The sequence below is a fragment of the Plantibacter sp. Leaf1 genome (assembly GCF_001421315.1).
Classification (GTDB): domain Bacteria; phylum Actinomycetota; class Actinomycetes; order Actinomycetales; family Microbacteriaceae; genus Plantibacter.
In genome coordinates this window covers 371,463-396,293 of the sequence record NZ_LMJX01000002.1, presented here as the reverse complement: position 1 = coordinate 396,293, position 24,831 = coordinate 371,463, and the positions used below count along the sequence as shown (strand labels likewise).

26 protein-coding genes and 1 other RNA gene are annotated in these 24,831 nt (G+C 71.1%); 19 read left to right on the top strand and 8 right to left on the bottom strand.

The window, feature by feature from the left end:
• The 3 genes from ASE44_RS04095 (at position 1) to ASE44_RS04085 (ending at position 4,090) form a co-directional block, all read left to right on the top strand.
• Complete coding sequence (locus tag ASE44_RS04095; protein WP_056777638.1) at positions 1 to 2,253, top strand: beta-L-arabinofuranosidase domain-containing protein; 2,253 nt, start codon at positions 1 to 3, stop codon at positions 2,251 to 2,253.
• A 43-nt stretch (positions 2,254 to 2,296) separates the two neighbouring features.
• Positions 2,297 to 3,310: a LacI family DNA-binding transcriptional regulator gene (locus ASE44_RS04090; RefSeq protein WP_056006055.1), complete on the top strand. Its 1,014-nt coding sequence runs from the start codon at positions 2,297 to 2,299 to the stop codon at positions 3,308 to 3,310.
• Positions 3,311 to 3,376: 66 nt separating this feature from the next.
• On the top strand, positions 3,377 to 4,090 hold the full coding sequence (locus tag ASE44_RS04085; protein WP_056777636.1) for a cyclodeaminase/cyclohydrolase family protein: 714 nt from the start codon (positions 3,377 to 3,379) through the stop codon (positions 4,088 to 4,090).
• A 21-nt stretch (positions 4,091 to 4,111) separates the two neighbouring features.
• Here ASE44_RS04085 and ASE44_RS04080 read toward each other — a convergent pair whose 3' ends face one another.
• Entirely contained in the window at positions 4,112 to 5,119 is a 1,008-nt protein-coding gene (locus tag ASE44_RS04080; protein ID WP_056777633.1) for a diacylglycerol kinase family protein, read from the bottom strand.
• Positions 5,120 to 5,197: 78 nt separating this feature from the next.
• On the opposite strand from ASE44_RS04080, the gene arfB reads away from it, so the two are divergent.
• From arfB to ASE44_RS04050, 6 genes are all read left to right on the top strand, one after another.
• The gene (gene arfB / locus ASE44_RS04075; RefSeq protein ID WP_056777629.1) at positions 5,198 to 5,620 is read left to right on the top strand and encodes an alternative ribosome rescue aminoacyl-tRNA hydrolase ArfB; all 423 of its coding nucleotides are present in this window, start codon (positions 5,198 to 5,200) and stop codon (positions 5,618 to 5,620) included.
• 107 nt (positions 5,621 to 5,727) lie between these two features.
• Entirely contained in the window at positions 5,728 to 6,690 is a 963-nt protein-coding gene (locus tag ASE44_RS04070; RefSeq protein WP_056780854.1) for an NAD(P)-dependent oxidoreductase, read from the top strand.
• A 49-nt stretch (positions 6,691 to 6,739) separates the two neighbouring features.
• Positions 6,740 to 7,399 carry a ThuA domain-containing protein gene (locus ASE44_RS04065; RefSeq protein WP_235522543.1) on the top strand — a complete coding sequence of 220 codons (660 nt, stop codon included), beginning with the start codon at positions 6,740 to 6,742 and terminating at the stop codon, positions 7,397 to 7,399.
• Between the two features lie 176 nt (positions 7,400 to 7,575).
• Positions 7,576 to 7,926, top strand: coding sequence for a hypothetical protein (locus ASE44_RS04060; RefSeq protein WP_056777626.1), 351 nt, complete (start codon positions 7,576 to 7,578; stop codon positions 7,924 to 7,926).
• Between the two features lie 49 nt (positions 7,927 to 7,975).
• Positions 7,976 to 9,019: an LLM class flavin-dependent oxidoreductase gene (locus tag ASE44_RS04055; protein WP_056777624.1), complete on the top strand. Its 1,044-nt coding sequence runs from the start codon at positions 7,976 to 7,978 to the stop codon at positions 9,017 to 9,019.
• 64 nt (positions 9,020 to 9,083) lie between these two features.
• Positions 9,084 to 9,860, top strand: coding sequence for an SGNH/GDSL hydrolase family protein (locus ASE44_RS04050; protein ID WP_056777620.1), 777 nt, complete (start codon positions 9,084 to 9,086; stop codon positions 9,858 to 9,860).
• A gap of 18 nt (positions 9,861 to 9,878) precedes the next feature.
• On the opposite strand, the gene ASE44_RS04045 is transcribed toward ASE44_RS04050, so the two are convergent.
• Positions 9,879 to 11,453, bottom strand: a complete 1,575-nt coding sequence (locus ASE44_RS04045; RefSeq protein WP_056777617.1) for a molybdopterin-dependent oxidoreductase — start codon at positions 11,451 to 11,453, stop codon at positions 9,879 to 9,881.
• A gap of 90 nt (positions 11,454 to 11,543) precedes the next feature.
• Positions 11,544 to 12,188, bottom strand: a complete 645-nt coding sequence (locus ASE44_RS04040) for an FMN-dependent NADH-azoreductase (protein ID WP_056777615.1) — start codon at positions 12,186 to 12,188, stop codon at positions 11,544 to 11,546.
• A 71-nt stretch (positions 12,189 to 12,259) separates the two neighbouring features.
• On the opposite strand from ASE44_RS04040, the gene ASE44_RS04035 reads away from it, so the two are divergent.
• The 3 genes from ASE44_RS04035 to ASE44_RS04025 all read left to right on the top strand — a co-directional run bounded on the left by ASE44_RS04035 (position 12,260) and on the right by ASE44_RS04025 (position 14,881).
• The gene (locus tag ASE44_RS04035; protein WP_056777612.1) at positions 12,260 to 13,558 is read left to right on the top strand and encodes a kynureninase; all 1,299 of its coding nucleotides are present in this window, start codon (positions 12,260 to 12,262) and stop codon (positions 13,556 to 13,558) included.
• A 9-nt stretch (positions 13,559 to 13,567) separates the two neighbouring features.
• Positions 13,568 to 14,494 (top strand): aldose 1-epimerase family protein, encoded by a 927-nt coding sequence (locus ASE44_RS04030; protein ID WP_056777610.1) that lies wholly within the window; start codon positions 13,568 to 13,570, stop codon positions 14,492 to 14,494.
• Positions 14,495 to 14,641: 147 nt separating this feature from the next.
• Positions 14,642 to 14,881, top strand: coding sequence for a hypothetical protein (locus tag ASE44_RS04025; RefSeq protein WP_157579783.1), 240 nt, complete (start codon positions 14,642 to 14,644; stop codon positions 14,879 to 14,881).
• Positions 14,882 to 14,927: 46 nt separating this feature from the next.
• Here ASE44_RS04025 and ASE44_RS18405 read toward each other — a convergent pair whose 3' ends face one another.
• The 3 genes from ASE44_RS18405 to ASE44_RS04015 form a co-directional block, all read right to left on the bottom strand.
• Positions 14,928 to 15,077 carry a hypothetical protein gene (locus tag ASE44_RS18405; protein WP_157579782.1) on the bottom strand — a complete coding sequence of 50 codons (150 nt, stop codon included), beginning with the start codon at positions 15,075 to 15,077 and terminating at the stop codon, positions 14,928 to 14,930.
• Positions 15,078 to 15,159: 82 nt separating this feature from the next.
• A complete protein-coding gene (locus ASE44_RS04020) occupies positions 15,160 to 15,579 on the bottom strand; it encodes an organic hydroperoxide resistance protein (protein WP_056006014.1) in 420 nt (139 codons plus the stop codon).
• Positions 15,580 to 15,642: 63 nt separating this feature from the next.
• Entirely contained in the window at positions 15,643 to 16,539 is an 897-nt protein-coding gene (locus ASE44_RS04015) for a LysR family transcriptional regulator ArgP (protein WP_056011200.1), read from the bottom strand.
• A gap of 71 nt (positions 16,540 to 16,610) precedes the next feature.
• On the opposite strand from ASE44_RS04015, the gene ASE44_RS04010 reads away from it, so the two are divergent.
• From ASE44_RS04010 to rnpB, 4 genes are all read left to right on the top strand, one after another.
• The gene (locus ASE44_RS04010; protein WP_056777604.1) at positions 16,611 to 17,228 is read left to right on the top strand and encodes a LysE/ArgO family amino acid transporter; all 618 of its coding nucleotides are present in this window, start codon (positions 16,611 to 16,613) and stop codon (positions 17,226 to 17,228) included.
• 50 nt (positions 17,229 to 17,278) lie between these two features.
• Positions 17,279 to 18,118: a Nif3-like dinuclear metal center hexameric protein gene (locus ASE44_RS04005; RefSeq protein WP_056777601.1), complete on the top strand. Its 840-nt coding sequence runs from the start codon at positions 17,279 to 17,281 to the stop codon at positions 18,116 to 18,118.
• A gap of 23 nt (positions 18,119 to 18,141) precedes the next feature.
• Positions 18,142 to 18,879 carry a zinc ribbon domain-containing protein gene (locus ASE44_RS04000; RefSeq protein ID WP_056777599.1) on the top strand — a complete coding sequence of 246 codons (738 nt, stop codon included), beginning with the start codon at positions 18,142 to 18,144 and terminating at the stop codon, positions 18,877 to 18,879.
• Positions 18,880 to 18,951: 72 nt separating this feature from the next.
• Positions 18,952 to 19,318, top strand: an RNA gene (rnpB, locus tag ASE44_RS13945) — RNase P RNA component class A.
• Positions 19,319 to 19,405: 87 nt separating this feature from the next.
• Here rnpB and ppgK read toward each other — a convergent pair.
• Positions 19,406 to 20,182, bottom strand: a complete 777-nt coding sequence (gene ppgK, locus ASE44_RS03995; RefSeq protein WP_056006003.1) for a polyphosphate--glucose phosphotransferase — start codon at positions 20,180 to 20,182, stop codon at positions 19,406 to 19,408.
• A gap of 10 nt (positions 20,183 to 20,192) precedes the next feature.
• Complete coding sequence (map, locus tag ASE44_RS03990; RefSeq protein ID WP_056777596.1) at positions 20,193 to 21,095, bottom strand: type I methionyl aminopeptidase; 903 nt, start codon at positions 21,093 to 21,095, stop codon at positions 20,193 to 20,195.
• 34 nt (positions 21,096 to 21,129) lie between these two features.
• Here map and ASE44_RS03985 point away from each other — a divergent pair, with 34 nt between their 5' ends.
• From ASE44_RS03985 to ASE44_RS03975, 3 genes are all read left to right on the top strand, one after another.
• Positions 21,130 to 21,315, top strand: a complete 186-nt coding sequence (locus ASE44_RS03985; protein WP_056005997.1) for a hypothetical protein — start codon at positions 21,130 to 21,132, stop codon at positions 21,313 to 21,315.
• A 103-nt stretch (positions 21,316 to 21,418) separates the two neighbouring features.
• The gene (locus ASE44_RS03980; protein ID WP_157579781.1) at positions 21,419 to 23,368 is read left to right on the top strand and encodes a hypothetical protein; all 1,950 of its coding nucleotides are present in this window, start codon (positions 21,419 to 21,421) and stop codon (positions 23,366 to 23,368) included.
• A gap of 99 nt (positions 23,369 to 23,467) precedes the next feature.
• A complete protein-coding gene (locus ASE44_RS03975) occupies positions 23,468 to 24,823 on the top strand; it encodes a glutamine synthetase family protein (RefSeq protein ID WP_056005992.1) in 1,356 nt (451 codons plus the stop codon).
• The last annotated feature ends 8 nt before the right edge of the window (positions 24,824 to 24,831 follow it).

The following is a 24,831-nucleotide window of genomic DNA, read 5'->3' as shown; positions in this document are numbered from 1 at the left end:
ATGCCGTACATCCCCGTCTCCCAGGTGACGCTCACCGGGGGCCCGCTCCTGCAGGCGCAGGAGGCCGACCGCGCCTATCTCCACGCCCTCGAACCGGACCGGCTCCTCGCTCCGTTCCTCCGCGAGGCCGGACTCCCGCCGCGCGCCCCGTCCTACGACGACTGGGAGCGGCGCGGGCTCGACGGCCACACCGCGGGCCACTACCTCTCAGCCTGCTCCCTCATGGTCGCGTCGACCGGCGACGAGGTCCTGGCGTCGCGGCTCGCGTACACCGTCGCCGAGCTCTCGCGTGCGCAGGCCCACCTCGGCACCGGATACGTCGGCGGCATCCCGAGGAGCGCCGAACTCTGGGAGGAGGTGGCGGAGGGCATCACGGCGTCGACCTTCGGTGGCGACCGTTGGGTGCCCTGGTACAACCTGCACAAGCTGTACGCGGGCCTCATCGACGCCGCGTGCCTGACCGGGAACGAGGCGGCCCGTGACGTCGTCGTCCGCCTGGCGGACTGGTGGGAGGCACTGGCGTCCGGCATCGACGAGGAGCACTTCCAGCTGATGCTCGAGACCGAGATCGGTGGGATGAACGAGGCCTACGTCGACCTGTTCGACCTGACGGGAGACCCGCGCCACCTCGCCATGGCGGCACGCTTCACAGGGGCCGCCCTCAGCGGGCCCTTGTCGCGCTCCTCCGACGAACTGACCGGTCTCCACGCGAACACCCGCATCCCGCAGTTCGTCGGCTTCGCCGCGCTGGCCGCTCGCAACGGCGATCCCGCGCTCGGGCGGGCCGCCCGGTTCGCCTGGCAGACCATCGTGACGCGCCGGTCGGTGGCGATCGGCGGCAACAGCGTGCGTGAGCACTTCCACGCGGTCGACGACTTCACGCCGATGACGGAGGACCGTGAAGGCCCCGAGACGTGCAACAGCTACAACCTGATCAAGCTCGCGAGACGGCTCTCCGCCGACGCGGCGGATCCGGACGTCACGGACATGATCGAGCGGATCCTCTTCAACCACCTCCTGTCCGCGCAGCATCCCGGACACGGCGGTCTCGTGTATTTCACCTCGATGCGGCCGGACCACTACCGCGTGTACTCGGCGCCGCAGCACAGCTTCTGGTGCTGCGTCGGGACGGGGCTCGAGAGCCACGCGAAACACGGCGAGTCCCTCTACCGGTTGGACGGCGAGGCGGTGTCGGTGGAGCTCTTCGCGTCGTCGACCGCCCGCGTCCCGGAGCTCGGTCTCACGCTCGAACAGGATACCGCGTTCCCGGTGGACGGCGAGGTGGCGCTGACGTTCCGGCTCGAGCGGGGCAGGCGGTTCCCGGTGCGCATCCGCGTGCCGGGGTGGACCGCCTCGGTGCCGCTCGTGCGGGTGAACGGCACCGACGTCGAGGCGACGGTCGACGGCGGGCACCTCGTCCTGGACCGCGGGTGGGAGGACGGGGACGTCGTGTCGTTCGAGCTCGGGATGACCGGGCGCTCGGAGCCGTTTCCGGACGGATCAGACTGGACGGCGTTGCTCTGGGGTCCGTCCGTCCTCGCCGCACGCGGGTCGGCGCTCGAGGCCGAGACGGTCGTCGCCGACCGGCCGCACGCCGCACACACGGCGGTCGGCCCGCTCACCCCGCTCGCCACGGCACCGATCGTCCCGCGCTCGTCCGTGCCCCGGCGGGATGCGGACGGCGCGTTCTGGGTCGACTCGGATCGGGGCCCGATCCGGCTGGAGCCCTTCGCCGGGCTCCACGACGCGCGGTACACCGTGAGCTTCCCCGTCGCCTCCGGCACGGACCAGCGGTCCGTCGACGAACGCCGCGCGCGTCTGGCGGATCGGGACCGGATCGCCGCGACGCTCGACGGACGCACGGTCGACCGTGTCGCGCTGGGCGAGCAGCAACCGGAGGCCGATCACGGGTTCCGAGGCGCGTCGACCCGCTCAGGAGCGGCGGGCGGGGTCCGGTGGCGCAGCACCTCGGACCGGATGTCGGTCACCCTCGTGGACCCGCACCTGCTGGCGCGCGTCGTCCGGGTCTCGTGGCTGCACGACGACGACGCTCGGGGGTTCGCGACCGAGATCGACGGCCTGGTCGCGGAGGAACAGTTCGGCGGACGCGACGGCGAGCTGGCCTGGGTCGAGGTTCCGTTGCCGCCGACGACCGCCGGCTGGGGCGTCAGACGGTTCACCATCGTCGCCCCGTCGGGCGAGGAGACCCCGCGGGTGACCGAACTCAGGGTGCTGACAGCGAGCGACGCCTGAGCGGCTGCGGGCACGACAACCGCACGTGCGAGACGATGGGGACATGACGACGACGCCCGACCACGAGGACGATCGGGGCGTGACCCTCGCGGACGTCGCTGCGAGGTCCGGCTTCTCGGTGTCCCTCGTCTCGCGCGTGCTGTCCGGCAAGCGCCACGCGGCTCCCGAGACCCGGGACCGGATCCTGGCGGTCGCGCTCGAACTCGGGTACGACCGATCGGCACAGCGGCGCGGCCGGCCACGGTCCGTTCCTCGGCTCCTCGACCTGGCGATGAGCCAGTGGGACGATCCCTGGGCGAACACGGTCGTCACGAGCGTCCGGCGGGCGGCGGCCGCTGCGGACTACGACCTCGTGCTCACGCCGGAGAGCGACTCGATGGTCGACGACTGGCCCAACCGCGCCCGGGCACGCGGCTCGGCCGGCGTCGTCGTGTGCCTGATCCGCCCCAACGTCTCGCAGCTCGACATCCTCGCTTCGGCGAACATCCCGGTCGTGTTGCTCGACCCGCGTGCCGAGCCCGCGCGGAGCCTGCCGAGCGTCGGCTCGACGGACTGGCAGGGCGGCTTCGACGCGGGTCGGCACCTCGCCCGTCGAGGGACCCGGCGGTTCCTGATCATCACCGGAAGACCGAAGTACCGGTTCGGCCGTGCGCGTGAGGCGGGGTTCCGCACCGCGGTCGAGCGGTTCGCCGAGGGTGCGACGGTCGAGGAGGTCTCGTCGCCGTGGTCCTCCGAGAGCGCGTTCGTCTCCGTCCGTCGGTTGCTGCGGCAGGGCGGGCTGCCGATCGGCGTCTTCAGCTGCAACGACGAGATGGCGTACGGCGTCTATCGGGCGGTCGAGGAACTGCAGTTGCGCATCCCCGACGACGTCCGGGTGGTCGGGTTCGACGATCTTCCGCAGTCCCGGCTCATGCCCCCGCCGATGACGACGGTCCGGCAACCCATGCGGGCCATGGCGGCCCGAGCCGTACAGCTCGTGCTCGATGCGGAACCGGGCGCCGACCCGGGGGACCGTGCCGAGTTCCCGACGGAACTCATCGTCCGCGCCTCCAGCTGAGCCGGGCCGCCACGCGCCGCCGCAAGCCCTGCCGCCGGGCGCTCGGCCGCGGCGAGAATGGTCTCCATGACGGGATCACCGAAGCAGGACGAGGTGTCGACGGAGCGCTCCAGCGTCTCCGAGTGGATGCGGGCGTTGGGGCGGGCGACGGGGAACCCCGGCGGTGGTGCCGCGTCCGGTCTCATGCTGTCGATCGCCGCCGGCCTCACCGCGATGGTCGCCGGGTACACCGAGCCGGAGCATGCGTCGGCGGCTGCGTCCGGGCGAGGCGAAGGCACCTCGGGATCCGGTGACGACGCGGAGGCGACGATCACCGCCCTGAGAGCCAGGGCCGAAACACGTTCAGCACTGGCCCTCCGCCTGGCCGATGCCGACGCGGAGGCGTCCCACGCGTTCGGCAGCGCCTTCCGGCGGCCACGGGGTCCGGAGCGTGACGAGGCGATCCGGGCGGCGTCGATCGAGGCGGCCGCCGCATCGGCGCGGCTCGGGGAACACGCCGTCGAGGCCGTCGACGATCTCGCCTGGTTGGCCGAGCACGGCAATCCGGCGTTGATCGCCGACGTCGCGGTCGCGATCGGCGCCCTCCGAGCCGCGATCACCGGTGCGCGCACGAACGTCAGTTTCGACCTCGGTTCGGTGCGCAGCGCCCACGAATCGCTCGAGGAGGTCCGCCGGGCGGAGCCGGCACTGTTCGACCTCGTGCCGGTGTTCGACCGAGCCCTCGAGCGGATCGACCGGCTCGCGGCCTCCATCGACGCCGACGCGGCACCGACGGAGTGACCCGCTGCGCCCGGTCGCGGGTCAGCCCGCGAGCGGACGCGGACGAGCGCCGTCCGGCACGCGGACGATCAACGCGTGGTGGAGGTTGGTCAGGGCGACCGAGGTCACGGCGCCGTGAGAGTCCCCGTCCAGTTGGATCTCCTGGGGCTCGTCCAGTCGCACCCGCATCGACGTCGCCTGGGCGTAGCTGATGGCGCGGACCTTCGGCGAGAACTGCCCGACGAGCCGACCGAACCTCGTGCGGTGGAGCATCCGGTTGAAGGTCAGGCGGTAGCCGATGTTCGTCCATCCCGGGCCGCGTCCCGGCCGGAGCATGACGGCGTCGAGGAGGCCGTCGTCGACGACCGCCTCCGGGAGCAGCAGGACGCCTCCGGTGAGTGTCCCGGAGTTGCCGACGATGATCGTGTGCGCCCTCGCGGTCGCCTCCGGGAGGTCGTCCAGACGGTAGTGCAGGTCGAACTGCCGGTTCCCGAAGATGCTCCGCGCGATGGGATCCGAGTAGGCCAGCCAGCCGATCCGACGTTTCAGCCACGCGTTGGTGTGGCCGGCCATGTGCGCGTCGAGTCCGATGCCCGCCATCACGAGGAAGACCTCCTCGCCGTGCGTGCCGTCCGAACGGCCGAGACGCACCCGACCGACGTCGACGGGCTGATCGCGACCCGAACAGGCGATCTCGACCGACCGACGCAGGTCGTTGAGCGGCAGGCCGAGCGCTCGGGCGAAGAGGTTGCCGGTCCCCGCCGGCACGAGCGCGAGGGGGATGCCGGTGGAGGCGACGACCCCGGCGGCGACCCGGAGCGTCCCGTCCCCGCCGGCGACGAGGATGACGGACGGCGTGGTGGCGATGGCAGCCTCGGCCGCGGCACGGCCGTCGTCGTCGGCGCTCGTCTCGTGCCAGGTCGAGGGGGACAGTCCGTGGAGCGCCTCGGCTTCCGCGACGGCGGCGCGGAGTGCGGCGACATCCACCTTGGAGGGATTGACGACGACGGCGGCCCGTCGGGGGCCGGGTCCGGCTGGTGCATCGTTCACAGCCACAAGGATAGGAGGCCCACGCTCGGAAGCCGCCGTGGACGCCGGGGTGCCGTCGGCCCGTGAGACGCTTGCACCATGGACCTCGAGGTGTCGCCGCAGCTGACGATCCCCGCCGCCGAACTCCGGTGGCGGTTCTCGCGGTCTTCGGGTCCCGGAGGGCAGCACGTCAACACCTCCGACAGTCGCGTCCAGTTGTCCTGGAGTGTGGCCGAGTCCGTCGTGCTCTCCGAGGCGCAGCGTGAGCGACTCCTCGCCCAGCTCGGTGCCCGGCTCGTCGCCGGCACCATCACGGTGACCGTGTCGCAGGAACGGTCACAGCTGCGCAACCGGGAGCTCGCCCTGGACGCGCTGGCCGGACGCCTGCGTACAGCGCTCGCGCCGTCCGCCGCGCCTCGTCGGCCCACCCGCCCGACCCGTGGATCGGCTCGACGTCACACCGCGGCGAAGCAACGGCGTTCGGCCACCAAGCAGCAACGGCGACGCCCCGCCGACGACTGACGGTCGTCGCCGTCCACGGCAAGGGCCTGCATCACCCGCGCGACTCGACTAGCCTGCCGTGCAGGCGCAGCCCCGAGGATGTCGGCGTGCGCGAACGGAGGATCATCATGCGAATCGTCGTCATCGGGGGTACGGGCCACATCGGGTCGTTCCTCGTCCCGAGACTCGTCCGGGCCGGCCACGAGGTCGTCAGCGTCAGCCGTGGGACGCGCGCGCCCTACGCCGAGGCCGCGGAATGGGAGCACGTCGAGCGACTCGTCGTCGATCGGGAGGCCGAAGACCGGGCGGGGACGTTCCCGGCACGGATCGCCGCGCTCGGCTGCGACGTCGTGATCGACCTGGTCTGCTTCACCCTGCCGTCCGCCGAGGCGCTCGTCGAGGGCCTCCGCGGCCACGTCGGACACCTGTTGCACTGCGGGTCGATCTGGCGCTACGGTCCGAGCGCCGTCGTACCCATCGTCGAGGGTGGTGGGACGCCGTCCTTCGGGGAGTACGGCGTCGAGAAGGACCGCATCGCCCGGATGCTCCAGACGGAGACCGCGAACGGCGGCCTGGTGACGACGTCGCTCCACCCCGGGCACATCGTCGGACCCGGCTGGGCCCCGGTGAACCCCCTGGGCAACTTCGACCCCGACGTCTGGCGGATCCTCGCGGACGGGAAGCCGCTGCGGGTTCCCGGGCTCGGCGCCGAGATGCTGCACCACGTGCACGCCGACGACGTCGCCCAGGCGTTCGAGCTCGCCGTGGCGCATCGGGACCGCGTCGCCGGCGAGGACCTCAACGTCACCTCGGCCTCGGCGATCACGGTGCGGGGGTTCGCCGAGGCGGCGGCCTCCTGGTTCGGGCGCTCGGCCGATCTCACCCCGGTCACCTGGGAGGAGTTCCGTTCGACCACGAGTGAGGAACATGCGGACACCTCGTGGGAGCACCTGGTGCGCAGTCACTGCGTCTCGATCGAGAAGGCACGCTCCTTGCTCGGGTACGCACCGGGGCACACCTCGACGGACGCGGTCAGGGACGCGCTCCGCTGGCTCGTCGCCAACGACGAGCTCGACGTCCCGAGCCCGTGAACCAGCAGATCGCCACGACATCGACCGTCGTCCGAGGAACGGAGCAGCGGTGAAAGCACTGATCGCCTCGGGGACGGGTCGGTACGGCGACCCCTGGCACCCGTATCCGAGGACGAGCCCGCGCCTCGCGGAGATCGCGCGGGACGCCGGGTTCGCCGTCGAGGTCGATGAGGACGTCGATCGTGCCATGACCCGGCTCGCCGACGTCGACCTGCTCATCGTGAACGCCGGCGATCCGTGGCGGTCGGAGGAGACCGGCCGAGCACCCGACGCCGCGGTCGCTGGGCTCTCCGAGGCGCTGCATCGAGGCGTCGGCGTCCTCGCGATGCACGCCGCGCTCGCCTCACTCCGCGACTATCCCGAGTGGGCGCCGGCGATCGGCCGGATGTGGCTGCCCGGGGTCTCCTGGCACCCGCCGATCGGCCACTCGGTCGTCCGTGGGCTCACGATGCCCGACGGCGCGCGGGTCGCCGACGTCCCGATCGAGGACGAGCAGTACCTGCGGTTGCAGCAGATCGGTCGGAGCACGACGGTCGCCGAACACGAGGTGGACGGCGAGCGGTTCCCCGCGGTGTGGGTCCGTGAGGTCGGAGCCGCTCGTGTCGCCGTCGACGCGCTCGGACACGATGAGCGCTCGTACGCCGCTCCCGAGCATCGCGCCCTCGTCGCGTCGCTCGCCCGATGGGCGGCGCGGGCCCCGTCGGCATGATGCGGAACGGATCCTGACGGACGCCGTGTGTCGCGTGACCGCTCCGGATGCAAGCCCCGAGGGAAAGGGCGTCGCGCCGCTCGAGCGGGTCTAGGATCCTGTTCGGGGTTGCGAGAGAGCGGGAATACCGGCCGCGGCCCGTGTCAGGATCCGGGACCCCGAGAAAGCCGCACCACGTGTCACACGACCTCATGTCCTCCGAGCGCACCGTCGAGCGCATCATGCGTACCGGAACCGTCTGGTTCGGTGTCGCCGTCGGGAGTACCGCGATCACCCTGGGGCTGCTGCTCGCCTCCGGCTGGCGCCCCGCGATCCTCACCGAGGGGCTCCGCGTGGTGTGGTGGTGCTGCTCCGTCATCGTCGGCTTGAGCATCGGGCTGCTGGGGTGGTCCGGATGCCCGATCCTGGAGGTGGACGTCCCGACGGCGTCCCGCAACAAGTCGCTCACTATGCAGCTCGGCACCATGCTCTTCATCCTCGGCAGCATCGGGGCGATGTTCACGGTGCTGCTCGGCGCACCGAGCTGACGGGCGCTCGAGGGCGCATCCTGCCGCGTTGCCGTCGTAGGGTCGGAGTATGCCCCGATCCTCAGCACCGCTCCGCAGACTCGGCTTCCTCACGATGGGCCTGTTCGACCCCGAGGATCCGGCGGGCGGACACGAGTCGACGCTGCGACTGATCGAGCTCGGCGAGCACCTCGGATTCGACAGCGCCTGGTTGCGTCACCGCCACCTGCAGTTCGGCATCTCGTCCCCGGTCGCCGTCCTCGCCGCGGCCAGCCAGCGCACCACGCGCATCGCGCTCGGGACGGCGGTGACCCCACTGGGTGCCGAGAACCCCTTCCGATTGGCCGAGGACCTCGGCACGGTCGACGTGCTGGCCGGCGGCCGCCTGCTGCCGGGCTTCAGCACGGGTGAGCCGATGCGGTTCGACGCGTTCAAGGACGCCCTCTATCCCACCACCCTCGGGCAGGAGGACCTCGGGTACGACCGCGTCCTGCGGCTGCGGTCGTTCATCCGAGGGGACGTCGTGAGTGACACCGCCGGTCGTGAGGGCCAGGAGGACTACTCCTCGCGCGTCGAGCCACACGCGGCCGGCCTCGCCGAGCGGCTCTGGTACGGCGCCGGCAGCCTCCGCTCGGCCGGGTGGGCCGGGGAACACGGCTTCAACCTCCTCACCAGCAGTGTCATCGCCGCTGAGGACGGCACGACCGACTTCGCCGCGAACCAGGCCGCGCAGGTCAGGCTGTTCCGCGAGCGGCATCCCGACGGCGCGCGGGCCCGCGTGTCGCAGGGCCTCGTGGTCATGCCGACCGATTCCGCCACGTCCGCGCAACGCAGCCGCTACCGCGACTACGTCGAGTCGAGGCGGCACCGCGTCGGCGTCGCGCACGGTCCGCGCCGCATGCTGTTCGCCGAGGACTTGCTGGGGACGAGCGCCGAGATCGCGGAGCGACTGCACGAGCACGCCGGGTTCCAGGAGGTGGACGAGGTCGCGTTCGCGTTGCCGTTCACCCTCGAACCCGACGACTACACCCAGTTGCTCACCGACATCGCCGGCGCCCTCGGGCCGGCGCTCGGATGGCGGCCTGCCGCGGACGGCGAGACCAGGCCCGCCTGAGGGGCGGACGTCCGGCCCGGACGACCCGTCCGAGACCACGCCCGGTCGCGCGTAGGGTGCAGGTATGACGCAGCACGGGTTCAGGCGGTACGTGGCCATCGGCGACAGTTTCAGCGAGGGGTACGGCGACGTCCGCGACGACGGCTCGTTGCGCGGATGGGCCGATTTCGTGGCACTCGGGCTCGCCCGTTCGAGCACCGAGCCGGTCGCGTACGCGAACCTGGCCATCCGGGGCCGCAAGCTCATCCCGATCCTCGACGAGCAGCTCGATCGGGCCATCGGGATGGGGCCGGACCTCGTCAGCTTCAACGGCGGCGGGAACGACATCATGCGCCCACGGGTGTCGATCGACGGCGTCGCCGATCGACTCGACGGTGCGGTCGAACGGCTGCGCAGCGGGGGAGCGCACGTCCTCCTGCTGAGCGGTGCGAACCCGTCCGCGCACATCCCGATGGGCTCGCTCCTCGCGCGCCGCGGCGAGCAACTCGCCCGAGCGGTCCGCGTCCGGTACCCGCGCGACGGCGTCACCTTCGTCGACAACTGGGCCGACGAGCCGCTGGGCGATCTCCGCTACTGGTCCGTGGACCGGCTGCACCTCAACGCGCTCGGCCACGCCCGCGTGGCGAGCAACGTCCTCACGGCCCTCGGGGTGCCGGTGCCCGAGGAGTGGGGGATCGACGACGTCGCGGCGGCGCCGCCCGGCCCACGCCAGCGCCGAACGGCCGCCTACTACCGCGAGCACGTCCTGCCGTGGATCGGACGCCGGTTGACCGGGCGGTCCTCCGGAGACGGTCGCGAACCGAAGATCGCGGAGCTCCAGCCGGTGGACCCGCGCGGCTGACCGCGCGGGCCGGTCGGCTCAGCCGACGCGGACGAGCGTCCGCTGCCACCCGGAGGAACCGTTCGGCGCGATCGGCGCCTGCTCCTCGATCTGCAGGTTCCCGGCCTTGTCGGTGGCGCGGACGGCCACGTAGTGCGTCCCGGCGGTCGCCTCCCAGTCCATCCACCACTGCACCCAGGTGTCGTCGTTGATGGCGGTCGAGAGGTTCACGCTCTGCCAGTCACCGTTGTCGATGCTGACCTCGACCTTGGCGACGCCGACGGTCTGCGCCCAGGCGACACCGGCGATCTTCGCGGGGCCCGGCGTGACCTGCTTGTCGATGCGGGGTGTGTCGATACGCGAGGAGAGCTTGATCGGCGCCTTCGCGTCGTAGCCGCGGGGCGTCCAGTAGGCCTCGTCCTTGTCGAACGTCGTCACCGTCAGCTTCGTGAGCCACTTGGTCGCCGAGACGTACCCGTACAGCCCCGGCACGACCATGCGGACGGGGAAGCCGTGCTCGAGGGGCAGGGGTTCGCCGTTCATCGCGACGGCGAGGATCGCGTCGAGGTTCGGGTCGGTCAGTGACTCCAGCGGGGTGCTCGCGGTGAAGCCGTCGACGCTCGTGGAGAGGACCATGTCGGCCTTCGAGTCGGGCATCGCACGCTTGAGCACGTCGCGCACGGGGATACCGAGCCACTTCGCGTTGCCGAGCAGACTGCCGCCGACCTCGTTGGAGACGCAGGTCATGGTGATGACGTATTCGTCGAGCCCCATGGCCAGCAGCTCGTCGAACGAGATCTGGACCTGTTCGCCGACCATGCCGTCGATCGTGAGCGACCAGGTACCGGGGTCGATGGTCGGCACGGTGAGCGCGGTGTCGACACGGTAGAACTTGTCGTTCGGGGTGAAGAGCGGGCTGATGCCGTCCACGTCCACTTCGGCGCCGTCCGGGATGGTCACGGTCGACTTCGGAGCGGGGAGCTTGAGCGCGTCGCGGACCGCGGTGATCGACGAGGTCGTGACGTTGATGATCCGGGCACCGACTCCCACGACGACCGCTCCGGCGGCGGCGATCCCGGCGACACGGAAGAAGCCACGGCGGTTGAACCCGTCACGTTCGCGGGCCTCGGCTCCAGCCGCACGGCGGTTCGGCAGTCGTCGGCCGAGCAGGATCAGGATGGTGACGCCGGCTGCGAGCCCGAGGATCACCGGGACCACCGCGAGCGGCGTCGCACCGGCACGGGTCACCGTCGTCGCTCCGGCGAACACGCCGGCCGCCACAAGGATCACGACGCCGAGCGGCGGACGGACCTGCTGGAGGACACCGGCGACCGCTGCCGCGATCACGACGGCGACGCCGAGGCTGACGAGCAGGAAGATCTTGTCGTTGCTCCCGAACGCCTCGATCGCGAACTCCTTCGCCCAGCGCGGGACGATGTCGATGACGAAGGAGCCGACGGTCAGCAGTGGGCTGCTGCCGCGGGCGAACAACAGCGCGGCGAGCTCTGCGACGGCGAGGAACACCGCGGCCGAGACGATGCCGGCGAGGGCCGCAGCGAGGACGACGAGGCGTCGTCCCGTTCGGTTGGTGCCGGTCTGATGCTTCGATCGCATGTGCAACTCCCTGGTCGTGGTTCGACAGGAGTTCGGAGCACAGCGACAATCAGGCTGGTCCGATCCGCGCCGGGTGCACCGACCGAGGGCTCAGGCGGTCGCGACGGCCAGTCGGGTGCCGGTCTCTGCCGCCAGGCGCAGGGCCTCGTCGAGCTCCTGCGCACTGCGGTCGCGCTGCCCGGCGAGGCCGGGCTCGCGGTCGGCCAGGGTCAGGCTCGTCGTGATGACGTGGACCTCCATGCCGAGCGCGCCACCGAACAGGGTGCGGAGCGCCGGCACCTCGTGATCCCACCCCTCCGTGGGCGTGCCGGCATCGTACGCGATGCCACGACTGGTGGTGATCACGACCGGCCTGCCGGTCAGGGCACCGGTGTCCGCCGACGTCACGCCGGGGACGTGGATGTGGTCGATCCAGGCCTTGAGCGACGACGGGATCGAGAAGTTGTAGAGCGGTGCCCCGATCACGACGATGTCGGCGGCGAGGAGCTCGTCGAGCAGGATGCGTTGCAGCGCCTCCGCCTCGGCGGGCGGGTTGGAGCCGGGCTCGCGATCGGCGGCGGACCAGTGCAGGCTCGCGTCCGCGAGGTGCGGGACGGGGTCCAGGTGCAGGTCCCGTCGGACGACGACACCGGTGGGATCGGCATCCCGCCAGGCGTCGACCACCGCCTGCGACAGGCGGCGGGATCGGGAGGTGGCCAGATCGGCGGACGAGTCGAGGTGCAGGAGCGTTGGCATGCGGCAACGCTAGCAAGCCGAGCGGTGTGCACCTCCTTGCGGCGCTCATCGGGGCCGGTTAGCGTCGCACCATGAGCGCCACCCTCCCTGTCACGCCCGCCCGTCCGGATGCGCTCGCGCTCGACGCGGACGATCCGCTCGCCGAGCATCTCGCGGCCTTCCTGCCGGCGACCGGGGTCTCCGCGTACTTCGACGGGAACTCGCTGGGGCGCCCACTCCGGGCCACCGCGGACCGCCTGCAGTCGTTCATCACCGAGGAGTGGGGAACGAGGCTCATCCGCTCCTGGGGCGACCGGTGGTTCGCGATGCCGCTGACCCTGGGCGACCGTCTCGGAGCCGTCGTGCTCGGGGCGGCCGGCGGGCAGACCGTCGTCGCCGATTCGACCACCGTGCTCCTGTACAAACTGATCCGCGCCGCGGTCGACACGAGCACCGCCGACGGAACGACGGCACCGGTCCGCGAGGACATCGTCATCGATGTGGGGAACTTCCCGACGGATCGCTTCGTGGTCGAGGGGATCGCAGCCGAGCGTGGTCTCCGCGTGCGGTGGATCGACGCCGACCCGGTCCACGGCGTCACGGTGGACCAGCTGCGGGAGGTCGTCGACGGACGGACGGCCCTCGTGGTGTTGAGCCAGGTCGACTACCGGTCGGGAGCCCTCCTCGACGTCGCGGCGTTGACCGCCGTCGCCCATGATGCCGGCGCCCTCGTGCTCTGGGACCTCTGCCACTCCGCCGGCGCGGTCCCGGTCGAGCTGGACGCCTGGGGCGTCGACCTCGCGGTCGGATGCTCCTACAAGTACCTCGGCGGCGGTCCCGGCGCTCCGGCGTACGCCTACGTCGCGAGGCGGCATCAGGGTCGGCTCCTGCAGCCCGTCCAGGGTTGGATGGGGGCCTCCGACGTGTTCGCGATGGCGGACACGTACCGGCCGGCGGAGGGGATGCGCCGGTTCCTCAGCGGCACCCCGCCGATCGTGGGAATGCTGCCCCTCGAGGACACCCTCTCGCTCATCGCGACCGCGGGTGTCCCGGCGATCCGCGAGAAGTCGCTTGCGCTCACCGCCTTCGCCATCTCGTGGGTCGACGAGCACCTCGCGGCCTTCGGCGTCCGGGTGATGACCCCGCGGGAGCCGGAGCGCCGCGGCGGGCATGTGACCCTCGGGCATCCGTCGTTCCGTGAGATCACGCCGGAGCTGTGGGAGGTGGGCGTCATCCCCGACTTCCGGCACCCGGACGGGCTCCGCATCGGACTCGCCCCGTTGAGCTCCGGGTTCGTGGAACTCGAGCGCGGCCTCCTCCGTATCGCCGCCGCGATCGAGCAGTGGACCCAGCGCGCGGGTTCCACGCCGCCTGGAGGGCAGCCGTCGTAGGCTGACGACATGTCGCCTGTCTCCGGAATCCAGTACCGCCTCAGCCACCTCGGTCCGCACGGTGAGGTCCGGGCGACCGTCACCGAGCTCGCCGCCGGACTGCGCGAGCTCTCCGTCGGCGGGCGCTCGCTCGTCCAATCCTTCGGCGAGGACGTCGTCGCGCCGAAGGGCTGCGGCCTGATCCTCGTGCCCTGGCCGAACCGGGTGCGGGACGCGAGGTGGACGCTCGACGGTGAGCCGCAGCAGCTCGACGTCACCGAGGCTGCCACGGGGAACGCCTCGCACGGTCTGCTCCGCAACACCGGCTATCGAGAGGGGGAACGCACGGACGGCGGCGTCACGCTGACGGCTTCGGTGTTCCCGCAGCACGGCTATCCGTTCCACCTCGACACCTCGGTGGCCTACGCCCTCGTCGATGACGGCCTCCGGGTCACCCATACGATCGTGAACCGGTCGACGCGACCGGCGCCGGTCGCCGTCGGCGCGCACCCGTATCTCGCGCTCGGGGGCGTCTCGACGGCGGATCTCACCGTCACGATCGCCGCCGACTCCTGGTTCGAGACCGACGAGCAGCGTATCCCGGTCGCCACTCGCCCCGTGGACGGCACGGACCACGATCTGCGCTCCGGCATCCGCGTGGGTGACCTCGCGATCGATGTCGGGCTCGGCGACGTCCGCCCGATCGACGGAGGCGTCAGGCATCGGCTCACCGCTCCGGACGGCGATGGTGTCGAGCTCTGGGCGGACGACGACTTCCGGTTCGTCCAGGTCTACACCCCGAGCGACTTCCCGACGCCGGAGGGACCCGTGCAGGCGATCGCGATCGAGCCGATGACGGCCCCGGCGGACGCCTTGAACAGCGGGACCGGTCTGCGGTGGCTGGAACCCGATGAGCAGTGGTCGCTGTCGTGGGGGATCCGTTTGACGGCCTCGTGAGCTGAGCGTCCCCGCAGGCACGCCGACCGGGGGAGGGCGCCTGGTCCCAGGTGCGGACGAGCGTCAGCTCAGAGGATGACTCCGCAGCCGCGATGATCGTCTCATCGTCCGATGCCGACCATGGTGGTCGCGACGGACACTGGATCCATGACCACGCACCTGGACACCAGCCCGATCACCTTCACGATGTCCACGCCGCGCATCGCCCGCGCCGAACGGGTGGCCGTGGCGCGTCCGGTGGACCGACCTCGAGGTCGCGTCGCCGCCTTCGTGGGCGTGCTGCTCGGGAACATCGTGCTCTGGAGCACCCTGTTCCTCACCGTCGGCCTCGTGCTCGTCATGCAGCTCGGTATCGTCGGCGTGATCGCCGCGGCCATGGTGCGCTGACGATCGACGGTGGGGTGTCCCACCGGAGCGGCGAGGAGACGGCGATTCAGTCCGCAGTGGCGCTGTCGTCGGCAGCCGTCGGTTCCGGTGCCTCGTCTTCCAAGAGCTCGTCCTCCACCGCGTCATCGGGGAGACCCGGCAGCATCGCCGCCGCGCCCTCGTCGCGAATGCCTTCGACTGCTCCGAAATCCGACACGGTGTGTTCCTCTCGATCGTCGTGCCCGCCAGCCTAGCCAGCGGGCACGACGATCGACAGGGCTTGCGTGAGCGGTGCGACGTCAGTCGACGATGGAGACGGTGACCTCGATGTTGCCGCGCGTGGCGTTCGAGTACGGGCACACCTGGTGCGCCTGGTCGGCCAGCTGCTGTGCCTCGTCGTGGGAGACGTTGGGCACGTAGACGTCGAGTTCGACCGCGAGGCCGAATCCGCCCTCGCCGTTCGATCCGATGCCCACGCTGGCGGAGACCGCCGCGTCGGTGGTGTCGAGCTTGGAGCTCCGTGCGACGGAGTGCAGGGCACTCAGGAAGCACGCGGCGTAGCCGGCGGCGAAGAGCTGTTCGGGGTTGGTGCCCTCGCCACTCCCACCGAGTTCCTTGGGGGGCCGGGTGTCGAAGTCGAGGAGGTCGTCCTCACTGCGGACGTGTCCGTCTCGTCCGCCTCCGGTGGCATGGGCAACTGCTGTGTACGCGATATCCATTGCTCCATCCTCGCACCGTCGCGCCCGGCTCGCGCACCTTGCTCGCGAGCTCTCGGCTGGCGTTCAGAGGAGTGCGTCGCGAGCGCCGGCGATGACCGCCGACGCGACGGTCTGGAGGAGCGGCGAGTCCAGTCGCCACTGCTGCCAGTACAGCGGCACGTCGAGCACGCCGTCGTCGTCGAGGGCCACGAGGTCGCCCGCCGCGGCCGGTGCCGCCCCTTGCGCATCGGGGAGCATGCCCCAGCCGAGGCCGAGGAGGACGGCGGTCGCGAAGTCCGCCGACGCCGGGACATGGTGTCGGGGCGGGCCGGCCGGGTCGACACCGCGACGACGGAGGTAGGCGTCCTGGAGGTCGTCCTTCCGGTCGAACACGACCACCGGAGCATCGGCCAGGGCGGCTGCCGTCACCCCGTCGGCGAACCACCGTGCTGCGAAGTGCGGCGACGCCACGGGTCGGTACCGCATCCGGCCGAGCGATTGGACGGTGCAGCCTTGGACCGCTTCCGAACTCGAGGTGACCGCCGCCATCGCGGTCCCGTCTCGCAGGAGGGCCGTGGAGTGGTCCTGGTCCTCGCGGGAGAGGTCGAAGGCGACCGGTTCCGTGGCGGCCAGCTCGGCCAGCACCGGGAGGAGCCAGGTGGCGAGCGAGTCGGCGTTGACGACGATCGGGATGGCTGAGGGAGCGGCGCCGCCGGACGCCCCGTCCGGGTGCAGCTCCCTCGAGGCGTCGCGCTCGAGGAGTCGCACCGCTCGCGCGAGGCGGAGGATGGTCTCGCCGGATGCGGTGGTCGTGATGGGTCGCGTCCGGAGGAGCAGGACCCGGCCGACGTGCTGCTCGAGCGCCTTGATCCGCAGACTGATGGCCGACGGGGTCACCGAGAGCTCGCGGGCCGCCGCGTCGAACGAGCCTCGGTCGACGGCGGCGAGGAAGGCACGGAGCTGATCGAACTGGAGGTCCATCATCAGAGTTTCTCATGGTCCATGAGAAACATGAACTGGTCTCATGTTCCTTGGTGGCTTACCGTCGCCTCATGACCTCCGCCATCCAGGACATCCTCGCCGGTTTCGGGCTGGGCCTCTCGCTGATCGTCGCCATCGGTGCGCAGAACGCGTTCGTGCTCCGCCAGGGCATCCGCCGCGAGCACGTCCTCCCGGTCGTCCTCGTCTGCGCCCTGTCGGACGCGGTCCTGATCGTGGCCGGCGTCAGCGGGATCGGGTTCGTGATCGAGCGTTTCCCCCTCGTGCTCGACATCCTCCGTTGGGCCGGTGCCGCCTTCCTCGTCGCGTACGGGCTGCTCGCCGCCCGCCGGGCCATCTCACCGAGTGGTCTCACGGCCGACGGGCCGGGGACGAAGACCTCGCTCCGGGCGGCCGTGCTCACGGTGGTCGGCCTCACCTGGCTCAACCCCCACGTGTACCTCGACACGGTGCTCCTGCTCGGGTCGATCGCGAACACGCACGGCGAATCGGGCCGGTGGTGGTTCGCGGCCGGCGCCGTGCTCGGGAGCGTGGTGTGGTTCACCGCACTCGGCTTCGGCGCACGTCTGCTGAAGGGCCTCTTCGCGAAGCCGGTCGCCTGGCGGGTGCTCGACGCCGCCATCGCCGTGGTGATGGTGACCCTCGCCGTCCTGCTCATCGTGCGGCACTGACCGTCGGTGCCCGCCACCGGCTGATCGTCCATCGTCGGTAGGCTTGCGGGGTGACGAGAACACTCCGTGAGGTCAATGCCGTCGTCGAGCGGCTGTGGCCGCTGTCCGGAGCGTCGGACTGGGATGCGCCCGGCCTCGTGGTCGGCGACCCGGATCAGCCGGTCGCGCGGGTCCTGCTGGCGGTCGACGCCGTGGGTGCCACGGTCGACGAGCTGCTCCAGGAGCCCGGCGGGCTCCTGCTGGTACACCACCCGCTGCTCATGCGTGGCGTCACGACGGTGGCGGGCGACCGCTACAAGGGCGCGCTCATCACACGGCTCATCCGCGGTGATGCGGCCCTCATCGCCGCCCACACGAATGCGGACGTGGTGGTCGATGGTACCTCCGACGTGCTCGCGCACCGCCTCGGCCTCGTGGACGCCGTCCCGATCGTCCCATCGCCCGACGGGGTGACCGGCCTCGGCCGCGTGGGCGACCTGGCCGAACCGACCACCCTCGGGCGGATCGCCCGGCGCCTCGCCGAGGTGCTTCCTGCGACGGCCACCGGCGTGCGCGTGGCCGGCGACGTCGACCAGCCGGTCCGGCGGATCGCGGTCTGCGGGGGAGCGGGCGACTCGCTGCTCTCCCACGACACCGTCCGAGGAGCCGACCTGTACGTCACCGCGGATCTGCGCCACCACCCGGCGTCCGAGGCCCGGGAGCAGGCGATCCTCGCCGGCGGGCCCGCGCTCATCGACGTCTCGCACTGGGCGAGCGAGTCACTCTGGCTGGAGGTCGCGGCCGTCGCGCTGCGCCGGGAGCTCCCGGAGCTCGACATCCGGGTCAGCGGACAGCGCACCGACCCGTGGGATTTCGTCGTCACCCAGGAGGCGACGCGGCCGGTAGGGTGATGAGTCGAGAGTTTGGAACAGACGTGAAAGCCAGCCCAGCAGACCAGAAGACGTTGCTCACCCTGCAAAGCATCGACACCGGCGTGCAGCGCACCGCCCACCGTGCGTCGAACCTCCCCGAGGTCGCCCGGATCGCGCAGCTGCAGGCCGAGATCGAGACCGTCCGGCTCCGTCGGCTGGAGCGTGTCGGGGTGCGCGACGACGCGCAGACCGAGCTCGGACGCATCGAGTCCGACGTCGCCGTCGTCGCGGCCCGCCTGAAGCGCGACGCCGACCGCCTCCAGTCGTCGACCTCCGTCAAGGACGTCGAGGCCCTGCAGAGCGAGATCGCCTCCTTGCAGAACCGGCAGAACAACCTCGAAGAGATCCAGCTGAACGTCATGGAACGGGTCGAGACGGCCGATGAAGCCGTCGCCCAGGTCGACGCCGAGCGCGCCGGACTCCAGGAGCTCCTCGACGAGGTCGTCGCCAAGCGCGACGCGCAGCTCGTCGAACTCGAAGCGGAACGGGCGCGCCTCACCGCCGACCGCGAGTCGCTCGCCCCGGGCATCCCCGCCGATCTCCTCGCGCTCTACGACCAGCGTCGTGCCCGCGGCGGCATCGGCGCGGCCCTCTTCCGTGCCGGCACCTGCGGCGCCTGCAAGATGTCCCTCACCGGCAACGACCTGCAGGCCGTCCGCGCTGCTCCGTCCGAGGACGTCGTGCAGTGCCCGGAATGCGCCGCGATCGTCGTGCGGACGGACGAGTCCGGCCTCATCTGACCCGTCGGGTCCGGCCGAGCAGCACGCCGGTCCATCGTGCCGGCCGTGGGCCGGTAGACTCGTCTTCGTGAACGGGCCGGCTAGACGGTCGCGTCACCGCGGCCTCCGGGTCACGGTGCCGAGGAACGTCCGGGCTCCACAGAGCAGGGCGGTGGGTAACACCCACCCGGGGTGACCCGCGAGACAGTGCCACAGAGAACAGACCGCCGTGGGCGACCACGGTCAGGGTGAAACGGTGGGGTAAGAGCCCACCAGCGACCGGGGTGACCCGGCCGGCTCGGTAAACCTCGTCCGGAGCAAGGTCAACAGGGAACGCTGAGGCTGCTCGCCAAGTTCCCGGGTAGACCGCTAGAGGGCGGCGGCAACGTCGTCCCGAGAGAGATGGCCGTCCAAACGCGAGAGCGTGGGACAGAACCCGGCGTACCGGTCGACCCGTTCACACCCCCCCCTGGCACGGCCACGGTTCCGTCGTGCTACGACGACTCGCCCACGCTGCGACGACATCGCCGCAGCGCGACCGCCGCGCTCAGGCGATGCGTTCCGCGGGGCCGGCGGCGAGTGAGGCCGCGCCGAGGATGCCCGCGTTGTTGCGGTGCACGGCCGGGATGATGGGGGTGTCGAGCTTGAGCAGCGGCAGGAAGTGGTCGGCGTGCTTGGACACCCCGCCACCGACGACGAACTGGTCGGGCGAGAAGTAGAACTCGAGGCGCTCGTAGTACTTCTGCAGGCGCTTGGCCCACTTCTCCCAGCTGAGGTCCTCGCGCTCCTTGACGGCGTAGGAGGCACGGGTCTCCGCATCCTTGCCGTCGATCTCCAGGTGGCCGAGTTCCGCATTGGGGATCAGCGTGCGGTTGTAGATGAGCGCCGTGCCGATACCGGTGCCGAGCGTGGTCAGGATCGTGAGTCCGGACGCGCCTTTCGCCGCTCCGAACTCGGTCTCCGCGTATCCGGCGGCGTCCGCGTCGTTCACGAAGGTGATCTCCCGGCCGAGCCCCTGCTCGAACAGCTCCTCGGCCTCGAGACCGATCCAGGCGTCGGAGACGTTCGCGGCGGACATCGTCCGCCCATTGCGCACGATCGCCGGGAAGCACACGCCGAGCGGCAGCCCGTCGGAGGCGGGTGAGAGCTGCTCGAGCACCTCGCGGACGGTCACGACGATGTCCTTCGGCTCCCCGCCCTTCGGGGTCGGGATCTTCACCCGATCGGTGAGGAGCGCACCCGTCGTGAGATCGACGACCGCGCCCTTGATGCCGGTCCCTCCGATATCGATGCCGACGGCGGACCGGGGAGCTGCATTCGTCATGTCGTCCAGCCTAGAGCGCTCGGGGCGCTGGAGTGGTGTCGATCCCGCTCGGGAGCGTGAGGACCTCGGCACCACGTTCGGTCACGACGAGGGTGTGTTCGAACTGGGCCGTGAGGGACCGGTCGCGCGTCGTGACCGTCCAATCGTCGTCCCACTGCTCCCACTCCTGCGCGCCGATGGTGAGCATCGGTTCGATCGTGAAGACCATACCGACCTCCATGACGGTGTCGTACTGCGGCGCCGCGTCGTAGTGGGGCACGATGAGCCCCGAGTGGAACGACCTGCCGACCCCGTGGCCGGTGAAGTCGCGCACGACGCCGTAGCCGAACCGCTTGGCGTAGTACTCGATCGCCCGCCCGATCACGTTGATCTGGCGGCCGGGTGCGACCGCTTTGATCCCGCGGTTGAGCGCCTCCCTCGTGCGCTCCACGAGGAGGCGCGTCTCCTCGGCGGCGTCGCCGACGAGGAAGGTGACGTTGCTGTCACCGTGGACGCCGTCGAGGTAGGCCGTGATGTCGATGTTGATCAGGTCGCCGTCACGCAGCGCGGTGTCGTCCGGGATGCCGTGGCAGATCACCTCGTTGACGGAGCTGCAGATGGACTTCGGGTACCCGCGGTAGCCGAGTGTCGACGGGTACGCGCCCGCGCCGACGACGAAGGCGTGTCCGATGGCGTCCAGTTCGTCGGTCGTGACCCCGGGGCGGACCGCCGCTCCGACCGCCTGGATCGCGTCGGCCGCGATGGTCCCGGCGACGCGGATCCGCTCGATCTCCTCGGGCGTGTAGAGGTCGCCGCGGTCGTCAGGGGCCGGAGCCGCGCGACCGACGTACTCCGGTCTGGCGATCACCGCCGGCACCGTTCGCGGACGGCCGACGAGGCCGGGGATCAGGTGACCTGCGGAGTCGAAAGGCATAGGATCGAGCCTAACCGAGCAGGGGAGCAGCGCCGTGGCCAAAGAACCGTCCGAGCAGTACTGGTACAACACGAAGACCGGTCAGGTCGAGTTCGGATTCGAGTCGAGCGTCGTCGACCGCGTCGGCCCCTTCGAGACGGCCGCGGAGGCCTCGCACGCACTCGAGCGTCTGCGCGCGAACAGCGCGAAGTGGGACGCCGAGGAAGCCGCCGACGACTGAGCCCCCGGCTCGCGTCGCGAGCGGCGTGCGGGTCTTCCCTCTTCCGGAGCTGCGGTGGGTTCCGCCAGGATGGGCCGAGCGATGAAGCTCGAGCGGGGGGAACATGCACAGGATCGACCGTCCGTGGACGTCACGTGGTGTGCCCTGGAGGGTGGTCGCGGTCCTCGTGGCAGCCGTCGTCGTCCTGCTGCCGGCCATCCCCGCGGTCGCCGTGCCGACGGCTCGCGCCGAGGTCCGCGCAGCCGAGTGCGTGGTCGAGGTGCCGGGCGGTTCCCGCTGCGGTGAGCTGAGCGTCCCGATCTCGCGTGAGGTGCCCGATTCGGCCCAGGCGACGCTCCCGTACGTGGTGGTACCCGCCACCCTCGACACCGGCCGGGCGCCCCTCGTCTACCTCGCCGGAGACACGCCGCTCTCCGAACTCGACGTCGCCGCGCTGACGGTCGAGCGTGGACTGGCGGCCGACCGAGACGTGGTCCTCGTCGAACGGCGGGGCGGAGCGGATGCGGCCCCGACGCTGGCATGCGATCCGGCGGCCGAGGCGTTCCGGTCGGCGCTCGGTACCGAGGGGAGCCGCGAGGAACGGGTCACCGCCGTCGCAGCCGCCTTCACGAGCTGCGCGGAGGGCTGGCAGGAGGACGGCTTCTCGGCGGGCGACTTCGGGGTGCAGGCTGCGGCTGCGGACCTGCGGGACCTCCGTCAGGAACTCGGCTATGCCCGCTGGACGGTGCTGGCGGTCGGCTCCTCGGCCGGTGTCGCGCTCACCGCGGCGGGCGTCGACCCGGAGGGCGTCGAGGGGGTCGTCCTCGACGGACCCGATCTGGGCGCACCGAGGATCGTGTCCTCCGGAGGGCTCGAGGCGGCGCTCTCCGTGATCCGCGCGCGGGGCGACGACCGCGCACCGACTCCGTCGAGCCCCGACGAGACCGAGACGAGCGATGCGGGACCGGCGACCGCCTCGGCGCCCATCCTCGACACCTCCTGGTCGGCTGCGCGGCTGACGGCGGCGAGCGAGGCGCTCACCGCCAGCCCGCACCGCACGACCGGTGCTCGGCCGACGACGATCGGTGGCGACGCACTGCTCACGCTCGTCTCGCACGCCCTGTCCGACCCGACGACCCAGGCGGCGCTGCCCGTGCTGCTGGAGACCGTCGCGGACGGGCACCGTGCCGCGCTCGACCCGCTGGCCGCGGCGGCGGTCGACGACCTCTCGCAGGGCGGCGTGCTCGGGCGCGTGCTCGGGTGTTCGACGGCCGCCTGGCCGGGAGCTGCCGAACGGACCGATCCCGGGACTCCGACGACGACCCTCCTCGAGGACGTCGCCGCGGCGGCCTGCACCGCGTTCGGCGTGGCGGCGAGCCCCGCGCCATCACCGCTCGACCGCCCGCTCCTCGTCGTCAGTGCGCCCGAACAGGACGCCGCCTGGGCGTCCCCGCCGAGCACCTGGTCGGCCTCCGCCATCGCCGCGGTCTTCCCCGGCTCCGGCGCGATCCCCACGGCGAACAGCTCCTGTGCGTCGGTGGCGGTCCGCTCCTGGCTGAGTGAACCGTCGAGCTACCGAGCGGCACTGTGTGCCGGTGACGACGCCGCGATCCCCGTCATCGACGCAGCAGCCGTGTCCCCGAGCGCCAGGTGGGTGACGGACACGACCGGTCGCGGCGGACCGTGGCTCGTCCTGGCGCTCCCGATGCTGTTCGCCCTGGTCGCGATCGGATGGTCCATCGCCTGGGCCTACCGACTGCTCGCCCAGGCACTCCGGCGCGAACCGGTGCAGGACGGTCTCCGCCTGGGGATCGCGCCGGTGTTCGGCGCGAGTTGGGCCGTGGGCGCGGCGGCCCTGCTCCTGCGGGACGGCCTGACGAACCCGGCGGTCGGCCTGATCGGCGTCCCCGCGGCCCTGCCATGGCTGTCGATCGCGCTCCTCGTCAGTTGCCTCGGCCTCGTACCGGTCTGGGAGGGGGCGCACCGCGGTTCACGGGTCCGGATCGCGGCGATCTCCACGCTCTGGGCGGCGACCGCGCTGTGGACGGCGGTCTACGTGCTCGCCTGGTGGTGACGGACCTGTCGAACGCCTCCGCCTGGCGTGCTGATGAGCACGAAGACGGACGGAGCCAGTAGCCTAGACACGGGCCGCCGGCCGAAGGAAGAGGGGCAGATGGATAAGCAGCGCGACTTCGTTCTCCGCACGATCGAGGAGCGGGGCGTCAAGTTCGTCCGGCTGTGGTTCACCGACGTCGTCGGCACCCTCAAGTCCGTCGCGATCGCGCCGGCCGAGGTCGAAGGCGCCTTCTCCGAGGGCCTCGGTTTCGACGGCTCCGCGATCGAGGGGCTCAGCCGTTCCTACGAGTCGGACCTGCTGGCGCACCCGGACCCGACGACGTTCCAGATCCTCCCGTGGCGCGGCGAGATCGACCCGACCGCGCGCATGTTCTGCGACATCACGACGCCCGACGGCCAGCCGGCCGTGGCCGACCCGCGGAACGTCCTGAAGCGCACCCTGGCCAAGGCGGCCGACATGGGGTTCACCTTCTACACGCACCCCGAGATCGAGTTCTACCTCCTGAAGTCCTCGCAGTACGGCGTCGACGGCCCGGAGCCCGTGGACTCCGCCGGCTACTTCGACAACGTCCCCGGCGGGACCGCGCACGACTTCCGTCGTCGCTCCGTCCGGATGCTGGAAGACCTGGGCATCTCCGTCGAGTTCAGCCACCATGAGGCCGGGCCGGGTCAGAACGAGATCGACCTCCGGTACGCGGACGCCCTCACCACGGCGGACAACATCATGACCTTCCGCACCGTCGTGAAGGAGGTGGCGATCGAGCAGGGCGTCTACGCGACCTTCATGCCGAAGCCCCTCGTCCACCAGCCGGGGAGCGGCATGCACACGCACATGTCGCTGTTCGAAGGCGATTCCAACGCGTTCTACGAGGCCGGTGCGCAGTACCAGCTCTCGAAGACGGGTCGGCAGTTCATCGCCGGGCTCCTCACGCACGCTCCGGAGATCACCGCGGTCACCAACCAGTTCGTGAACTCCTACAAGCGACTGTGGGGTGGCGTCGGGCCGAACAAGCTCTCCGAGGCGCCGAGCTTCGTCTGCTGGGGTCACAACAACCGTTCGGCGCTCGTCCGGGTCCCGCTCTACAAGCCCAACAAGGGCCAGAGCGCCCGGGTCGAGTACCGTGCCATCGATTCGGCGGCCAACCCGTACCTCGCGTTCTCGCTCATGCTCGCGGCCGGCCTCAAGGGCATCGAGGAGGGCTACGAACTCCCACCCGAGGCCGAGGACAACGTCTGGACCCTCTCCGACACGGAGCGTCGTGCCCTCGGGTACAACGCCCTGCCCGCCAGCCTCGATCGTGCCGTGAGCCTCATGGAGGGATCAGAACTCGTCGCGGAGACGCTCGGTGAGCAGGTCTTCAACTACGTCCTGCTGAACAAGCGCCAGGAGTGGCAGGAGTACCGCGCCCAGGTGACCCCGTTCGAGTTGGCCAGCAACCTGGAGATGCTCTAACCGAGGGG

What these genes read in the sequence shown, in the direction of transcription:
- ASE44_RS04085 (WP_056777636.1), top strand. Translation starts at nt 3,377, where the DNA reads ATGACGGGATCACCGAAGCAGGACGAGGTGTCGACGGAGCGCTCCAGC.
- ASE44_RS04050 (WP_056777620.1), top strand. Translation starts at nt 9,084, where the DNA reads ATGACGCAGCACGGGTTCAGGCGGTACGTGGCCATCGGCGACAGTTTC.
- ASE44_RS04020 (WP_056006014.1), bottom strand. Translation starts at nt 15,579, where the DNA reads ATGGATATCGCGTACACAGCAGTTGCCCATGCCACCGGAGGCGGACGA.
- ASE44_RS04035 (WP_056777612.1), top strand. Translation starts at nt 12,260, where the DNA reads ATGAGCGCCACCCTCCCTGTCACGCCCGCCCGTCCGGATGCGCTCGCG.
- ASE44_RS03980 (WP_157579781.1), top strand. Translation starts at nt 21,419, where the DNA reads ATGCACAGGATCGACCGTCCGTGGACGTCACGTGGTGTGCCCTGGAGG.
- ASE44_RS04070 (WP_056780854.1), top strand. Translation starts at nt 5,728, where the DNA reads ATGCGAATCGTCGTCATCGGGGGTACGGGCCACATCGGGTCGTTCCTC.
- ASE44_RS04030 (WP_056777610.1), top strand. Translation starts at nt 13,568, where the DNA reads ATGTCGCCTGTCTCCGGAATCCAGTACCGCCTCAGCCACCTCGGTCCG.
- ASE44_RS04040 (WP_056777615.1), bottom strand. Translation starts at nt 12,188, where the DNA reads ATGCCAACGCTCCTGCACCTCGACTCGTCCGCCGATCTGGCCACCTCC.
- ASE44_RS03975 (WP_056005992.1), top strand. Translation starts at nt 23,468, where the DNA reads ATGGATAAGCAGCGCGACTTCGTTCTCCGCACGATCGAGGAGCGGGGC.
- ASE44_RS04015 (WP_056011200.1), bottom strand. Translation starts at nt 16,539, where the DNA reads ATGGACCTCCAGTTCGATCAGCTCCGTGCCTTCCTCGCCGCCGTCGAC.
- ASE44_RS04090 (WP_056006055.1), top strand. Translation starts at nt 2,297, where the DNA reads ATGACGACGACGCCCGACCACGAGGACGATCGGGGCGTGACCCTCGCG.
- ppgK (WP_056006003.1), bottom strand. Translation starts at nt 20,182, where the DNA reads ATGACGAATGCAGCTCCCCGGTCCGCCGTCGGCATCGATATCGGAGGG.
- ASE44_RS04025 (WP_157579783.1), top strand. Translation starts at nt 14,642, where the DNA reads ATGACCACGCACCTGGACACCAGCCCGATCACCTTCACGATGTCCACG.
- ASE44_RS04055 (WP_056777624.1), top strand. Translation starts at nt 7,976, where the DNA reads ATGCCCCGATCCTCAGCACCGCTCCGCAGACTCGGCTTCCTCACGATG.
- ASE44_RS04045 (WP_056777617.1), bottom strand. Translation starts at nt 11,453, where the DNA reads ATGCGATCGAAGCATCAGACCGGCACCAACCGAACGGGACGACGCCTC.
- arfB (WP_056777629.1), top strand. Translation starts at nt 5,198, where the DNA reads ATGGACCTCGAGGTGTCGCCGCAGCTGACGATCCCCGCCGCCGAACTC.
- ASE44_RS04095 (WP_056777638.1), top strand. Translation starts at nt 1, where the DNA reads ATGCCGTACATCCCCGTCTCCCAGGTGACGCTCACCGGGGGCCCGCTC.
- ASE44_RS04010 (WP_056777604.1), top strand. Translation starts at nt 16,611, where the DNA reads ATGACCTCCGCCATCCAGGACATCCTCGCCGGTTTCGGGCTGGGCCTC.
- map (WP_056777596.1), bottom strand. Translation starts at nt 21,095, where the DNA reads ATGCCTTTCGACTCCGCAGGTCACCTGATCCCCGGCCTCGTCGGCCGT.